Below are 14,941 nucleotides of genomic sequence, written 5' to 3' on the forward strand. Positions count from 1 at the left end.
TCTCAATACAAGGCGGACAACGGCAGCGGCCGCTTCCAGAATTTCCACAGGTCGTTGCGACGCACTTTCAGCTCCAGTCCGCTGGGGCCGTGCGCGCGCAAGACCAGGCTGTCGATCCGGCCCTGGCGCAGCGCCTGCAGCAAGGGAGCGAACCAATCGCGCTCCAGGCGCTGCAGCGCTTCGCGCCAGCCCCAGGCGTCGCGGTACTGCGCCGCCGCCTGCAAGGCGTCCAGCGCCAGCAGACTGTCGCGGCCGCCGGCCTGATCGACGAAGCCGGCGAAGTCGTAAGGCGCCGGCAGACACGGCGCGCCGGCCTCGGCCGCGATCCAGCCCAGCCAATCCTCGTCGGCGAACACCTGTTCCGCCGGCTCGCGCCAGCCCGGCTCTACGCCCCCGCCCCACAGCCATAAGCTGTTGACGCCGAGTTCGCCGCGCGCCTCGCGCTCATCGTTCAGCGGATGGGCGTACAGCAGCATCTGCAATTCATTCAGCAGCCGGCTCCAGTCCAGGCCGCGCTCGCCCTGCGGCAAATGCGCGTTGATGTCCTCGCCCACCACGTCCGGCAGCGGGCTGAAGCTGGCCGCCGCCGGCGCGTCCAGTTGCAACAGCCAGCGCCCCGGCTCCAGCGGGTGAATACGCCAGCCGTCGTCGGCGAAATGGCGGTTCGCCGCATCGGCCAAGGTCTCTGCCTCGGCCTGGCTCAAGCTCATCACGCCGATATCAGCCAGCAAGGCGCGGTCGCGGTCCACCCGCACATGCACCGGATCGGCCAGCAGCCAATCCCCCTGCTCCGCCGGCAAGCCGGCCTGGCGCGCCCGCAGCCTCGCCAGGCCGGCCGCTGAACCGCGCCACGGCGCGGCCAAGAGTTCGCTCAGCGCGGCAGGTCCGGCGGCGCGCTCGCCCTGACCCAACAAGCGCTGCAGGGCGGGGAGTTCCAGGCCCTTGCACACATCGGCGCCGTCGTGGCCGTCCAGCCAAAGCAGACCGGGCAACAACAATGTCAATTTCATTTATCGCTACACATGGATGACGAGATCGAAGTAATATCAAAGCCTTGCGAAAACGCCCTGGCATGGGCGCCGGGTGAAATCAGGCGGATAGCATCCGGAATCGCGGCTATAATTTACAGTTTGCACAGGAACTTATGCCGCGCAAGCTCCCCAAATGTTGAGACGCGGCCGCAAGGCCTGTGATTGGCAAATACGGAATTTACATAAGGTTGGCTCATGGCCAGCCTTTTATAGTGAACGATGGATTATCGCAAACTGCTACATATCCCGCAAAAATGCTTCCACAAGCTGATGAACCATCATCTGAGCTTGATCGGCGCGGCCGCCTCCCTGCCCTTGTTCGGCATGGCCACCGCCTTCGCCGTGGCTCAGAACGGCGCCCAGCCCACCAAGCCGGAAGTTTTGCAAAAAGAAGTGACCGAGCAACTGACCCTGCCGGCTTTTTCCTTCAACGAGAGCGCCACCCGTTACTGGCGCGACGAGGCGATCCAGCGCGGCGACACCATTGCCCGCGTGTTGAACCGGCTGGGCATCCGCGACAGCGAAGCCAACCGCTTCCTGCACTCCAGCCCCTTGTCCAAGGACCTGCTCAAGCTGAAGACCGGCGCCACGCTGTCGGTGCAAACCAATGATCTGGGCGAACTCTTCGGCCTGCGCTTCCTCAATGACGACGAGAACGGCGAACAGGTGCTGGTGGCCATAGAAAAGGTCAAAGGCGAATGGCAGGCCAGCGCCGACCCTATCGCCACCGAGGCGGTGCAGACGGTGCGCTCACTGCTGATCACCCGCTCGGTCGGCGCCGCGCTGGCCAAGGCCCAGGTGCCGCGCGACATCCGCGCCCAGCTGACGGAAATCTTCGCCGATCAGTTCAACATCAACTCCCTGGGCAAGGGCGACCGCATCAATCTGGTGTACGAAACCCTGCTTTACAACGGCGCGCCCATCGCCGCCGGCAACCTGCTGGCGGTGGAAATCCTGCGCTCCGGCAAGCTGCACCAAGCCTTCTACTTTGCCCACGACAGCGAATCCGGCGCCTATTACGACGCGCAGGGCAAGCCGATCAAACAGGGTTTCAGCCACCAGCCGGTAGCCAACGCCCGCATCAGCTCCGGCTTCGGCTTCCGCAAGCACCCGATACTGCGCTCCTTGCGCCTGCATTCCGGCGTGGACTACGCCGCCGCCACCGGCACCCCCATCATTGCCCCCGCCGACGGCACCATGGTCAAGGTGGAGCGCCAAAACGGCTATGGCAATATGGTGGAAATCCGCCACAATCAGAAAATGACCACCTTGTACGCGCACATGAGCCGCTTCGCCCCAGGCGCCCGCTCCGGCAAGAGCGTCAAGGCAGGCGAGGTGATAGGCTATGTCGGCAGCACCGGCCGCTCCACCGGCCCGCATCTGCACTTTGAAGTGCGGATCAACGGCCAGGCGGTGGACCCGGCCACCAACGCCTTGCCGACACCGGGCTTGAGCGCCACTCAGCTGGCCGAATTCAAATCCGGCAACCAGCCGCTGACCGCGCACCTGAAACTGCTGCGCGAGCTGCCCACCAACATCGCATTGCTAGACTGATGAATCAACGCTTGATCGGACTGATGTCCGGCACCAGCCTGGACGGCGTCGATGCCGTGCTGGTGCGCTTCGATGAACAAGGCGCGCTCCGCGTCGAAGCCGACTACTTCGTCGCCTACCCGCCGCGACTGCGCGAACAGGCGCTGGCGCTGCAGGCGATCGGCGACAATGAGCTGGATCGCGCGGCGCGGCTGGCCAATGAATTGGCCGAGCTCTACGCCCAAGCTGTCAACGGCCTGCTGGCCGCTGAGGAGCTGAAACCGGCGGACATCGCCGCCGTCGCCAGCCACGGCCAAACCATACGCCACGCGCCGGACGCCGGCTACACCTGGCAAATAGGCAATATGGCCCGCCTTGCCGAGCTGACCCACATCGACGTGATCGCCGATTTCCGCAGCCGCGACCTGGCCGCCGGCGGTCAGGGCGCGCCTCTGGTGCCGGCCTTCCATCAGGCGGTGTTTGGCGCGCCGGAGCAAAACCGGGTGATCCTGAACATCGGCGGCATCAGCAACCTGACCCGCCTCCACCCTAACCAAGCGGTGATCGGCTTCGACTGCGGCCCCGGCAATATGCTGATGGACGCCTGGTGCCTGCGCCATCAGGGCCAGCCTTACGACGCCGACGGTCAATGGGCGGAGCAAGGCGCGGTGGAGTCCTCGCTGCTGCAGGCGCTGCTGGACGAACCCTTCTTCCGCCAGCCCCCGCCCAAGAGCACTGGTCGCGATCTGTTCGACCTGCCTTGGCTTGAACAAAAACTGCTGGGCCGCCATGTGCCCGCCGTCGACGTGCAAGCCACGCTGCTGGAGCTGAGCGCGCGCGGCATCGCCCAGGCCGTCACCCTGCATTGCCCGACGAACCAGACTGTCTTCGTTTGCGGCGGCGGCGCGCGCAACGGCGCGCTGATGCGCCGACTGGCCGCCTTGCTGCCTGAACAAAGCATCGCCGGCACCGCCGCGCTGGGCCTGCCCGAACACCAAGTCGAGGCCGCCGCCTTCGCCTGGCTGGGCTGGCGCTTCCTGCGCCGCCTGGCCGGCAACCTGCCGGAAGTGACCGGCGCCGCCGGCGGACGCGTGCTCGGCGCGCTCTATCCCAAGTAAGCGTCTCAAAGCCTGTTCAAAGTCTTGTGTGCAAACACGATGGACTTTGAACAGAGTCTCTAAAGGGAACGCCATCAAGTCTTGTCAGCAAAGCTGAATACATTCCGACACGCTTAAACCGGGCGTGTCAGGCTATAATCAGCGACAGTCATAGCCGAACAAGAGAAAAATGCGACTTTTCAAGCGCAAAGCCGTAGTCAAAAACAGCCAGACGCCGTTGCCGCCGCAGTTGGCCTCGCTGCTGCGCGAGGCGTGGTGGTTGCTGATGGCTGTGCTGGCCGTCTACCTGGTGCTGGTGCTGGCCAGCTACTCCCCGCTAGACCCCTCCTGGTCCCACAGCTCCTCGGATCCCACCGTGCGCAACTACGGCGGCGCTTTCGGCGCCTGGCTGTCCGATATGCTGCTCTACGTGTTCGGCTTGTCGGCCTGGTGGCTGGTGGTGTTCTGCCTGGTAGCCATCGCCTGGGGCTATCAGCGCATGGAAACGCTGGGCTTCAAGCTCAACCCCATCACCGTCGCCGCCATCGGCGGCTTTCTGCTACTGCTGTTTTCCAGCGCCAGCATTGAAGCCATCATCCTGGCCGAAAAAGCGCTGAACCTGCCGCTGTCCGCCGGCGGCATGCTGGGGCATTTCATCGGCCTAGGCATCGCCCACGGCCTGGGCCTGTCCGGCGCCTATCTCTTTCTCAGCGTGCTCGCCGCCATCGGCTTCTCCCTATTCACCGGCCTGTCTTGGCTCGACATCATGGAGCGGCTGGGCGGCGCGCTGGAAGACGGCGCCTTGAAACTGTGGCACAGCTGGCAGGCGCGCAAAGATCGCGAAATTGGCAAGGAGATCGCGCAAAAGCGGGAAGCCAAGATCACCACCGAGAAAAAGAAAAACGAAGAGAAAATCCCTCTGCGCATCGAGCCGCCGGTGCTGGACGTGCCGCTGTCCACCAAGGCCCAGAAGCCGGTACAGCAATCCTTGTTCGCCGATCCCAAGGACGGCGCGCTGCCCGGCCTGACGCTGCTGGAAGCGCCCAAGGAGCAGCAAGAACCGGTATCGCAGGACACCGTGGAGTACACTTCGCGGCTGATTGAGCGCAAGCTGGCCGATTTCGGCGTCGACGTCAAAGTGGTCGCGGCCTACCCGGGCCCGGTGATCACCCGATACGAGGTGGAGCCCGCGGTGGGCGTCAAGGGCGCCCAGGTCGTCAACCTGATGAAAGATCTGGCGCGCGCGCTGTCCCTGGTTTCCATCCGGGTGGTGGAAACCATTCCCGGCAAAACCTATATGGGCCTGGAGCTCCCCAACCCCAAACGCCAGATCGTGCGTCTGTCGGAAATCGTCGGCTCCGACGGCTACCAGAACATGGCCTCCAAGCTGACCATGGCGCTGGGCAAGGACATTGCAGGACAACCCGTGTCCGCCGACCTCGCCAAGATGCCGCACGTGCTGGTGGCCGGTACCACCGGCTCCGGCAAATCAGTAGCCATCAACGCGATGATCTTGTCCCTGCTGTACAAGTCCACACCCAAAGAAGTACGGCTGATCATGGTCGACCCCAAAATGCTGGAGCTGTCGATCTACGAAGGCATTCCGCATCTGCTGGCCCCGGTGGTCACCGATATGAAACAAGCGGCCAACGCGCTGAACTGGTGCGTGGCGGAGATGGAGCGCCGCTACAAGCTGATGTCCAAGCTGGGCGTGCGCAATCTGGCCGGCTTCAACCAGAAGATCAAGGACGCGGACAAGGCCGGCGAGAGAATCCCCAACCCCTTCAGCCTGTCCCCGGAAACCCCGGAGCCGCTGGACTCCCTGTCCTTGATCGTGGTGGTGATAGACGAACTGGCCGACCTAATGATGGTGGCCGGCAAGAAGATAGAAGAACTGATCGCGCGCTTGGCGCAGAAAGCCCGCGCCGCCGGCATTCACTTGGTCCTGGCCACCCAACGGCCGTCCGTGGACGTGATCACCGGCCTGATCAAGGCCAATATCCCGACGCGAATCGCCTTCCAGGTGTCCAGCAAGATAGACAGCCGCACCATTCTGGACCAGATGGGCGCGGAAACCCTGCTCGGCCAAGGCGATATGCTCTATCTGCCGCCTGGCACCGGCTATCCGGTCCGGGTTCATGGTGCCTTCGTCGCCGACGAAGAAGTGCACCATGTGGTGGAGTTCCTGAAAAGCACCGGCGGGCCGGACTATGTGGAAGGCATTCTCACCGGCCAGAGCGACGGCGAAGACGGCTCGCCCTCCGGCCTTGACGGCGAGGCGGGCGGCGAAGCCGATCCGCTTTACGACGAAGCCGTCGCCATTGTGCTCAAGACGCGCAAGGCGTCGATCTCCTCTGTGCAGCGCCATCTGCGCATAGGCTACAACCGCGCCGCGCGGCTGATTGAGCAGATGGAATCCGCCGGCCTGGTTTCGGCGATGGAAAGCAACGGCAACCGCGCAGTGCTGGCGCCGTCCCGCGAAGACTAAGACAAGCCAGCCGCCCCCAAACCCGGCCGGGCGCCATGCCGCCCGGCCTCAACCAAGAGGTCCCGCATGGCGGATTTCAAGCCCGAACCCCCTTTTCGCCACGATTACGCGCCCAAGACCGGCGTGCTGCTGATGAATCTGGGCACGCCGCAAGCTCCCACCGCCAAGGCGCTGCGCCCCTACCTGAAAGAGTTTCTGTCCGACCGCCGCGTGATCGAAATCCCGCGCGCGCTCTGGTGGCTGATCCTCAACGGCGTCATCCTGAACACCCGCCCCGCCCAATCCGCCAAGAAATACGCGGCGATCTGGGAAAAGGACGGCTCGCCGCTTTACACCCATACCCGCAAACAAACTGCGTTGATCAAAGGCCAGCTGGGTGAAATGGGGCTGCGCAACTTAGTCGTGGACTTCGCCATGCGCTACGGCGAACCCTCGGTGGAAAACGTGATCGCCCGCATGCGCGAGCAAGGCGTGGAACGCCTGCTGGTGCTGCCCTTGTATCCTCAATACGCGGCCTCTTCCAGCGCCACTGCGCTGGATCAGGTATTCCGCTCGCTGATGAAACTGCGCAATATGCCGGAGCTGCGCACCGTTCGTCATTTTCACGATGATCCCGGCTATATCCGCGCGCTGGCGGAACAAGTGCGCGCGCATTGGCGCCAACACGGCCGCGGCGACAAACTGGTGATGAGTTTTCACGGCGTGCCGCGGCTCACCCGCGACAAGGGCGACCCCTATCACTGCGAATGCCAGAAAACCGGCCGCTTATTGGCGGAAGAATTGGGCTTGACGCAACAGGAGTACCAAGTGTGCTTCCAAAGCCGATTCGGCCGCGCGGAATGGTTGCAGCCTTATACCAGCGAAGTATTGACTCAACTAGGCAAGGACAAGACCGGCAAGCTGGATATTCTCTGTCCCGGTTTTATCGCCGACTGCCTGGAAACGCTGGAGGAAATCGCGATGGAAGGCAAGGAAACCTTCCTCAGCCACGGCGGCGGCGAATATCGATACATTTCGTGTTTGAATGAAAACCCGCAATGGATTCTCGCCATCTCGACTATGATCAAACAGAATCTGTCGGGATGGTGCGAGGCGCCGGAGGAAAACGCCCCGTTGCGCCAGCAGCGAGCCCAGGCTTTGGGCGCCAAGACCTGAAACAAGACTGCCGGCAAGAATCCGAACAAGTCATTTAAATTCAAAAACTTGAAATACAAGAAACGCCCCCTGGCAATTATTCCAGGGGGCGTTTGCGCTTTAGACACACCATCGGCGAAGAAGTTTACAAATAGTTGCATCCCTCCCCGGTTTTGACATTGACACTCGCGCAAACAGCTACCCATAATCAAACGCAACCAACGGTCATTTCACCAAAATGCCGTTGGCCACAAAGAGATGACTAGAGTCTACAGAATAGAGAATCAGGGGATACATCACATGAACAAATATGTCCGCCTCAGCGTCATTGCCGCTGCCGCCATGACCCTGGCCGCCTGCGGCAAGCAAGAGCAACCGGCCGCCAATCAGGCGGCTTCGGCCCCGGCTCAAGCCGCAGGCGACGGCGCCGTCGTCAAGATCGGCCAGGTATCGCCGATGTCCGGTCCCATTTCCCATTTGGGCAAGGACAACGAATACGGCGCCAAGCTGGCCATCGCCGATCTGAACGCCGCCGGCGTGGAGATCGGCGGGAAGAAGCTCAAATTCGAACTGGTGTCGGAAGACGACCAAGGCGATCCGAAGATCGGCACCCAAGTGGCGCAGCGCCTGGTTGACGCCGGTGTGGCAGGCGTGGTGGGCCACCTGAACTCCGGCACCACCATCCCCGCGTCCAAGATTTACTCCGACGCCGGCATTCCGCAGATTTCCCCCTCCGCCACCAACCCGGACTACACCAAGCAAGGCTTCAAGACCACTTTCCGCGTGATCGCCAACGACGTGCAGCAAGGCCGCGCCTTGGGCGAATTCGCCGCCACCGGGCTGAAGGCCAAGAAGATCGCCATCATCGACGACCGCACCGCTTACGGCCAAGGCCTCGCCGACCAGTTCGAGGCTGCGGTCAAGGGCAAGGGCGCCGAAGTGGTGAAGCGCGAGTTCACCACCAACACCGCCACCGATTTCAACGCTATCCTGACCTCGATCAAGGCCAGCAAGCCGGACCTGATCTTCTACGGCGGCATGGACGCCCAAGCCGGCCCGCTGGCCAAGCAGATGCAGCGCCTGGGCCTCAAGGCCAAACTGATGGGCGGCGACGGCTGGCAGACACCGGAATTCATCAAGCTGGCCGGCGAGGCCTCCGACGGCCAGTACGCGTCCAGCTGCGGCGTGCCGCGCGACAAGATGCCCGGCTTCGCCGCGTTCAACGACAAGTTCAAGAAGCAGTTCAACACCGAGGTGCAGATCTACGCGCCGTATGAATACGACGCGGTGATGGTATTGGTGGATGCGATGAAGCGCGCCAAATCCACCGATCCCAAAACCTATCTGGCCGAAGTGGGCAAGACCGGCTACACCGGCGTGACCGGCAAGATCGCCTTTGACGACAAGGGCGACATCAAGAACGGCGCGGTCACCGTGTATCAGGTCAAGGGCGGCAAGTGGGAAGTGGTGTCCACCGTCGGCGGCGAAGCCGCCGCCGCGCCGGCCGCCAGCGCCGCCCAGTAAGCCCAGTCCTACCGCTTGAACCGAAAGAGGCGCTCCGCGCCTCTTTTTCTTTGCCCGCCGCCAACGACAATGGCGCCCGCAGGCGCCATTGGGAAAGACAAACCGCGCTCAGTCGCGGAACTGCGCCGCGTGGCCGGTCAGGATGGCCATGCCGGCCTTCTGGATATCCTCGGAGATCAGCATCGCCGCGTTCCAGCTCGCCACATAATTAAGGCCGTCCGCCACCGAATGGTCGCGGCTGTAGTTGAGCACTTCCTTGCAGCCGCGCATCGCCAACGGCGACTTGCCGGCGATCAACCGCGCCGATTCCAGCGCCGCCGCCAGCACCGCCTCCGCATCCGGCAACACGCGGTTAACCAGACGCATCGCCAGCGCCTCTTCCGCGGCCACGTCGCGGCCGGTCAAGGCCAGTTCCCGCGCCAGGCCCTCGCCCACCACGCGCGGCAACCGTTGCAGCGAACCCACATCCGCCACCATGCCCACGTCGATCTCCCTCACGGAGAACACCGCGTCCGCGGCGGCGAAGCGGAAATCCGCGGCCAGCGCGATATCCAGGCCGCCGCCGACGCAAGCGCCGTGCACCGCGGCGATCACCGGCTTACGGCAATGCTCCAGACTATTGACGCAGTCCTGCAGATCCAGGATCAGCCTACGCAACTTCTCGCGCTTGCGCGCCTCGCAATCGTCGGCGATCTCCGCCTGCACGCCCATCAGCATGCCCAGGTCGATGCCGGAACAGAAATGCCTGCCTTCGCCGGCCAGTACGCCCACGCGCGCCTCGGGAGTGTCGTCCAGCCACTCGAAAGCGGCGCGCAAATCCTGCCACATTTGCCGGTTCAAGGCATTGGCCTTATCCGCGCGATTGAGGCGAATCAGCGCTACATGCTCGTTCAGTTCGATCCGCATCGTTTCCAGATTGATCATGCCGCCGCTCCTTGTTCCGGGCGCTTCTTGGGAATCCACGCCCACAGCATTTCGCATTCGATCGGCGATTCGCCGGATTCGTCGGTGACAAGCACCGGCACCAGCACCTCGCCCTTTTCCGTGTCGTGCATCAGCTGAATCTGCTCCGCGTTCAGGCTGGCCACCGCGCGCATATCCCCTTGCGAACGACGTACGTAGTTGACCTTCATCGACTTAAGCAGCATCAGCTTGTCGTCCGGCATGTTCATGCCGACGACGAAGCCGGTCGAAGTCTCCGCCAGCAAGGCCATCGCCGCGGCGTGCACGCCGCGAATGTGGTTCTGCACCTTCTTGCGGTTGCGAATGGACACCGTCAAGCGCTGATGGCCCACCTCCTCGAAACGCAGGCCGGCCGTGGACAGAAACGGCACGATCTTGCCGAACATCAAACTCAATACCGTGCTGCGCATTCCCGCCGGCAACTTGCCCACTTTGTCGGCAATGCGGCTCATGCTGTTTTTCTTGTACTCCATGTAGCGCCCCTCTGTTGTTGTCGTGATTTCGACACTCAATGCCCGTCCAGCCCCAGCACCGCGCGCACCTGCTGCTTGATGGTCTCCAGCGCGTGCGGATCGATGCGCGCCAGTTGCAGCGCGCCTTGTAAGGCGGAAAACAACATCATGCCGATGGCTTCCGGCGTGCCGGCGTAACGCATCTGGCCGCAGGCCGCGCCCCGCCGGGTGATGTCCACCGCCCATAGCCGCATCTCGTCAATGAAGGCCGCCGCCTCTTGCTGCATGTCCTCCGGCAGCGTCAGGAACTCTGTGCTGAGAATGCCGCTGGGGCAGATCTGCCGGTGCTGCCGGTAATAGCTGTCGCTCAAGCCGAAATACGCCTCCAGCTGCGCCCTGGGATCCTGCGCCGCCTGCTGGTCGATGAAGCGTTGGAAACGCCGGCGGTAACGCTGGATCAAGGCCACGCCCAGATCGCTTTTCTTGGGAAAGTGATAATGAATGGCGGCGTTGCGCACGCCCAGCTCCGAGCTGATGTGCTGGTAGCTGAAAGCGTTGAAGCCCCGGCTGAGCAGCAGTTGCTCCGCGATGTCCAGAATGCGCTTGCGGGTGTCGGTCTTGGGATCGGCGCTTTGAGTCATGCAAAGCACTTTACTTACTGGTCAGTAAGGTGTCAATTACGCGATTTTGCAAGCAAAGCTGGAAACTGAATCAATCGTCCCCATCTCTAAACCCTGACGCCGATTCCACGCGCCGCCAAGCAGGCGCTCGCGCCGCGCCGGAAAATCAAGCCGCTTGCGCCTACCATTAAGGTTGTAGGCCGGAGTCGCGCCCCACCACTCACTTGCATCCAAACCAGCACCCTAGATGAGCGAAAACATTCAGTCTCCCAGCCTGGAACAGGCCTTGCGCCAAATCAGCCAAGCACCGGCCCAGCTCGACGCCCTGTCCGCCCTGCTGCAGTGCCTACGCCCCGACGACGCCGGCAAACCGCAACAAGCGGTCGTCAATCTGCAAGCGCTGTCCTATCTGCTGGAGCACCACTCCGATTACCGCGCGGCCTTGCGCAAGGCCTTGCTGCAATTACTGACCGAAACCCGGCAAATTCCGCTGTACACCGAATGCGGCATCCTGGCCAACGAAGGTTTCGGCTCCACCTTGCTGCGCCGCGTCGGCGAGCGCATCCTGCCCATGCCCTATAAGGCGGACTCGCTGCAAGACCGTTTCAGCCGCCTGTTCAGCTGGAAGCAGGACTACATCTGGCTGGCCGCTATCCCCAACGCCACCTGGCACGCGCTGTGGCGGGCGATGGCCTGGCAGGAGAACGACAACGCCGACGGCTGGCAGCAGACCCGTCTGCAATTGCTGGAGTCGGTGCAAGTGCTGTCGGCCCAGATCACCGCTATCGGCCTGGAGCCGGAGTTGGTGCGCATCAACCCGGACATCGAACGCTTCGAATCCCCGTTCCTCAACCTGAACGCCGAGGTTCAGCGCTATGTAGACGGCTACCGCCGCGATCTGGTGGAGAGCATGCCGCGCACCGAGGACGACAAGCACGTGCTGGTGCTGCTGGATCAGTGTGAAAGCATTCTCAACAAAGTGCGCAAGAACGCGCGCCGCTTCGGCATCTCGGTCAACCTCACCTACCATGGCCTGCGACTGGCGCAGAGCATAGCCCGCATCCGCGCGCTGCTGGCCATCCTGGATCCGGAGCACGACCCGGCCGCGGAACCGCATTTGTTCCAGCTCATCGTCACTTTCGCGCGCGCGGAAAACCGCAAATACAGCCTGCGCGATCTGTTCAAGTCCAATGTGGAGCTGCTGGCGCTGCAAGTCACCGAGCACGCCGGCCGCCACGGCGAACACTATATCGCCGAGAGCCGCCAGGAATGGTCAACCATGGCCAAGGCGGCGATGGGCGCCGGCCTCATCGTCGGTTTCATGGCGCTGATCAAGCTGATGCTCAGCCGCGGCCATCTGCCGCCGCTGTGGGAGGGCATCGCCTTCGGCCTCAACTACGCCATCGGCTTCATCATCGTGCAGATCCTGCACCTGACCATCGCCACCAAGCAGCCTGCGATGACCGCCGCCCGCATCGCCGCGGTGCTGCATGAAAACCACGGCCAGAAGAAACAGCTGGAAGACCTGGCCGACCTGGTGGTCAAAGTGATGCGCACTCAGTTCGTCGCCATCCTCGGCAACGTGTTGCTGGCCATCCCCACCGCCGGCCTGATCGCCTTCGCCTGGCAAGCCGCCTTTGGCGCGCCGGTGGTGAACGTGGCCAAAGCCCAGAGCCTGATGCACGACATCGACCCCCTCCATAGCCTGGCGCTGCCGCACGCCGCCATCGCCGGCGTCTTCCTGTTTCTGTCCGGCCTGATCGCCGGCTATTACGACAACAAGGCGATCTACCGCCGCATCCCTGAGCGCATCGCCTCCCATGCCGGGCTGAAGCGGCTGCTGGGCGAGCACCGCGCCTGGAAACTGGGCAGCTATATCGAGCACAATCTGGGCGCGCTGGCCGGCAACTTTTACTTCGGCATGTTCCTGGGCCTGACCGGTACCATAGGCTTCATCCTCGGCCTGCCCATCGACATCCGCCACATCACCTTTTCCGCCGCCAACCTGGCTTTCGCCACCGTGGCGCAGGACTTCCAGCTGCCCTTGGCCACCGTGCTGCTGGGCTGCGCCGGCGTGGCGCTGATCGGCCTGACCAATCTGGCGGTCAGCTTCTCGCTGGCTCTATGGGTAGCGCTGCGCTCGCGCAAGCTGTCCGGCAGCCTGCTGTGGCCGCTGGTGCCCATGCTGCTCAAGCGCTTCCTCAGCGCGCCGCTGTCCTTCTTCCTGCCCCCCAAGAGCCCGCCGCCGGAAGACAGCGGCGAAACCGGCGAAGCCGCCGAGCTCAAGAACGGTTCGTGACAGCTCGGGCCGTGGCGACGTCAACCCGCCGCCGCGGCCCGCGTTATGACGGAAACCGACCCGCCGACACACTCGCGCGCGCCGCGCTAAAGTCCGGACGGGAGTGGTCGATAACGATTCATCAGCGCACTGCGCGCCGCCTTCTACAATGGAAGCTGCGGCGCAAGCCCGCCTCGGCCTGGCAGCCGGAACCGCGACCGTGATGGACGCATTACGACAACAAAATTTTTGAATCTCTAGCATTGCAGCGCCCCATGGCAGCGGATCGCGCGAGGAGAAGTCGTCATGGCATCCATTACCACCAGCGTCGGACCGCTGGACGTTCAAAGCATCGTCAGTCAGCTGATGTCGATTGAGTCCCAGCCGCTGACCCAAAGCCAGACCCGGGTCAGCAACTATCAGTCCCAACTCAGTTCCATCGGCCAGATCAGTTCGGCGCTGTCCGGCTTGCAGACCTCGGTCACCGCCATGGCCTCGGGCAGTTTCCTGCAACAATTCCAGGTCACCTCCACCGACAACACCATCGCCACCGCTAGCACCACCTCCGGCGGCGTGGCCGGCAATTACGCGCTTAACGTCACCCAACTGGCGCAGCCGCGGCAATTGGTGTTCGACCAAACTTCCGGCGGACAAGCCATCACCGACCAGAACGCGGCGCTGGCCGGCGCCCCCAGCGCGCTGAGCTTCACCGTCAACGGCACCACCAGTACCGTGCAACTGGGCCAGAACGGCTCCACCATCTCGCTGTCCTCCATCGCCGACAATATCAACAGCGCCGGCATCGGCGTCAACGCGTCGGTGGTGGAGTACAACAACCATTACTCGCTGGTGCTGGCCTCCTCGCAATCCGGCCCCGCCAACGCCTTCAGCATTTCCGCCGGTGGCAGCGACAGCGGCGCCACCTCCGGCAACACCCTGGCCGGCCTGGGCCAGAGCAGCGCGGCCGCCAGCGAATCCGCGGCGGCTCAGGACGCGCTGCTTACCGTCAACGGCGTCAACGTGTCCAGCAGCAGCAACACCCTGAACAATGTAATCAACGGCGCCACAGTCAACCTCAACAAACTGGGCCAGGCAACGCTCAACATGAGCCAGAACACCGCCAATGTCACCTCGACGCTGCAAAACTTCGTCAGCGCCTACAACCAGGTGATAAGCGCCAGCAACTCCGCGCTGGGCGGCAGCATGAAGAACAGCAGCGACGTCATCGGCCTGCAAGAGCAATTAGCCGGCCTGCTCAGCACCCCGGTGCCGGGCGTCAACGCCTCCTCCTCTTACGCTTATCTGGCCCAGGTCGGCATCACCCAGCAGGCGGACGGCACACTGAAACTGGACTCCACCGCCTTCACCACCGCGCTGAACGCCGACCCCGGCGCCGTGGCCAATCTGTTCGGCAACGCCCAGAACAACGGCTACGCCAACGCCTTCAATACCGCCATCAACAATTTGCTGGGGCCCAACGGCATGATCACCACCGAACAAGGCGACATCAACACCAAGATCAGCGACGAGAACAACCTCCAGTCCCGGCTCAACAACCAGTTGGCCAATGAGAAGAGCTCGCTACTGAACCAGTACACCACGCTGAACAGCGAACTGTCCGCCATGCAGCAGTCCACTTCCAGCCTGGCCAATCTACTGGCCTAAAAACCTATTTACGATCTGCTGCGCGTCGGCGACACGGCGTTGAAACCGGCCTCGAAATGCTCATGTACCACGTGTACATTCCGCTTTCTCAGCCGCAACGCCCTGTCTCGCTCTAGCTCGCGAGATCGTAAACTGTTCCAAGTTCACTACGGCGGC

The 14,941-nt window shown here is 63.0% G+C and carries 11 protein-coding genes; 7 read left to right on the forward strand and 4 right to left on the reverse strand.

The window, feature by feature from the left end; translation table 11 throughout:
* Nucleotides 1-2: 2 nt before the first annotated feature.
* Nucleotides 3-1,010, reverse strand: coding sequence for a hypothetical protein (locus tag B0T39_RS02805; protein ID WP_081544706.1), 1,008 nt, complete (start codon nucleotides 1,008-1,010; stop codon nucleotides 3-5).
* A gap of 240 nt (nucleotides 1,011-1,250) precedes the next feature.
* Between B0T39_RS02805 and B0T39_RS02810 the strand changes: the two genes are divergently transcribed.
* The 5 genes from B0T39_RS02810 to B0T39_RS02830 all read left to right on the forward strand — a co-directional run bounded on the left by B0T39_RS02810 (nucleotide 1,251) and on the right by B0T39_RS02830 (nucleotide 8,807).
* The gene (locus tag B0T39_RS02810) at nucleotides 1,251-2,585 is read left to right on the forward strand and encodes a M23 family metallopeptidase (protein ID WP_081544707.1); all 1,335 of its coding nucleotides are present in this window, start codon (nucleotides 1,251-1,253) and stop codon (nucleotides 2,583-2,585) included.
* Nucleotides 2,585-3,682 carry an anhydro-N-acetylmuramic acid kinase gene (locus B0T39_RS02815; RefSeq protein WP_081544708.1) on the forward strand — a complete coding sequence of 366 codons (1,098 nt, stop codon included), beginning with the start codon at nucleotides 2,585-2,587 and terminating at the stop codon, nucleotides 3,680-3,682. Before B0T39_RS02810 ends, B0T39_RS02815 begins: the two co-directional genes overlap by 1 nt.
* 169 nt (nucleotides 3,683-3,851) lie before the next feature.
* The gene (locus B0T39_RS02820; protein ID WP_081544709.1) at nucleotides 3,852-6,149 is read left to right on the forward strand and encodes a DNA translocase FtsK; all 2,298 of its coding nucleotides are present in this window, start codon (nucleotides 3,852-3,854) and stop codon (nucleotides 6,147-6,149) included.
* Between the two features lie 66 nt (nucleotides 6,150-6,215).
* Nucleotides 6,216-7,304 carry a ferrochelatase gene (hemH, locus tag B0T39_RS02825; protein ID WP_081544710.1) on the forward strand — a complete coding sequence of 363 codons (1,089 nt, stop codon included), beginning with the start codon at nucleotides 6,216-6,218 and terminating at the stop codon, nucleotides 7,302-7,304.
* 279 nt (nucleotides 7,305-7,583) lie between these two features.
* On the forward strand, nucleotides 7,584-8,807 hold the full coding sequence (locus B0T39_RS02830; protein ID WP_019101420.1) for a branched-chain amino acid ABC transporter substrate-binding protein: 1,224 nt from the start codon (nucleotides 7,584-7,586) through the stop codon (nucleotides 8,805-8,807).
* 108 nt (nucleotides 8,808-8,915) lie between these two features.
* Here B0T39_RS02830 and B0T39_RS02835 read toward each other — a convergent pair whose 3' ends face one another.
* From B0T39_RS02835 to B0T39_RS02845, 3 genes are read right to left on the reverse strand one after another with little or no spacing between them, the layout of a single operon-like run.
* Complete coding sequence (locus tag B0T39_RS02835; RefSeq protein WP_176219468.1) at nucleotides 8,916-9,731, reverse strand: crotonase/enoyl-CoA hydratase family protein; 816 nt, start codon at nucleotides 9,729-9,731, stop codon at nucleotides 8,916-8,918.
* Nucleotides 9,728-10,222: a DUF4442 domain-containing protein gene (locus tag B0T39_RS02840; RefSeq protein WP_254894476.1), complete on the reverse strand. Its 495-nt coding sequence runs from the start codon at nucleotides 10,220-10,222 to the stop codon at nucleotides 9,728-9,730. Before B0T39_RS02840 ends, B0T39_RS02835 begins: the two co-directional genes overlap by 4 nt.
* A gap of 56 nt (nucleotides 10,223-10,278) precedes the next feature.
* The gene (locus B0T39_RS02845) at nucleotides 10,279-10,863 is read right to left on the reverse strand and encodes a TetR/AcrR family transcriptional regulator (protein WP_081544712.1); all 585 of its coding nucleotides are present in this window, start codon (nucleotides 10,861-10,863) and stop codon (nucleotides 10,279-10,281) included.
* Nucleotides 10,864-11,089: 226 nt separating this feature from the next.
* Between B0T39_RS02845 and B0T39_RS02850 the strand changes: the two genes are divergently transcribed.
* Both B0T39_RS02850 and fliD read left to right on the forward strand, forming a co-directional pair.
* Nucleotides 11,090-13,141: a site-specific recombinase gene (locus tag B0T39_RS02850; RefSeq protein ID WP_141111059.1), complete on the forward strand. Its 2,052-nt coding sequence runs from the start codon at nucleotides 11,090-11,092 to the stop codon at nucleotides 13,139-13,141.
* Nucleotides 13,142-13,426: 285 nt separating this feature from the next.
* Complete coding sequence (gene fliD / locus B0T39_RS02855) at nucleotides 13,427-14,785, forward strand: flagellar filament capping protein FliD (protein WP_081544713.1); 1,359 nt, start codon at nucleotides 13,427-13,429, stop codon at nucleotides 14,783-14,785.
* Nucleotides 14,786-14,941 lie beyond the last annotated feature (156 nt).

It is taken from the genome of Chromobacterium haemolyticum (assembly GCF_002081825.1).
In the GTDB taxonomy this organism is placed as follows: domain Bacteria; phylum Pseudomonadota; class Gammaproteobacteria; order Burkholderiales; family Chromobacteriaceae; genus Chromobacterium; species Chromobacterium fluminis.

Coding starts and splice junctions, on each gene's coding strand:
- hemH (WP_081544710.1), top strand. CDS start 6,216: ATGGCGGATTTCAAGCCCGAACCCCCTTTTCGCCACGATTACGCGCCC.
- B0T39_RS02815 (WP_081544708.1), top strand. CDS start 2,585: ATGAATCAACGCTTGATCGGACTGATGTCCGGCACCAGCCTGGACGGC.
- B0T39_RS02850 (WP_141111059.1), top strand. CDS start 11,090: ATGAGCGAAAACATTCAGTCTCCCAGCCTGGAACAGGCCTTGCGCCAA.
- B0T39_RS02810 (WP_081544707.1), top strand. CDS start 1,251: ATGGATTATCGCAAACTGCTACATATCCCGCAAAAATGCTTCCACAAG.
- B0T39_RS02820 (WP_081544709.1), top strand. CDS start 3,852: ATGCGACTTTTCAAGCGCAAAGCCGTAGTCAAAAACAGCCAGACGCCG.
- B0T39_RS02840 (WP_254894476.1), bottom strand. CDS start 10,222: ATGAGCCGCATTGCCGACAAAGTGGGCAAGTTGCCGGCGGGAATGCGC.
- B0T39_RS02805 (WP_081544706.1), bottom strand. CDS start 1,010: ATGAAATTGACATTGTTGTTGCCCGGTCTGCTTTGGCTGGACGGCCAC.
- B0T39_RS02835 (WP_176219468.1), bottom strand. CDS start 9,731: ATGATCAATCTGGAAACGATGCGGATCGAACTGAACGAGCATGTAGCG.
- B0T39_RS02845 (WP_081544712.1), bottom strand. CDS start 10,863: ATGACTCAAAGCGCCGATCCCAAGACCGACACCCGCAAGCGCATTCTG.
- B0T39_RS02830 (WP_019101420.1), top strand. CDS start 7,584: ATGAACAAATATGTCCGCCTCAGCGTCATTGCCGCTGCCGCCATGACC.
- fliD (WP_081544713.1), top strand. CDS start 13,427: ATGGCATCCATTACCACCAGCGTCGGACCGCTGGACGTTCAAAGCATC.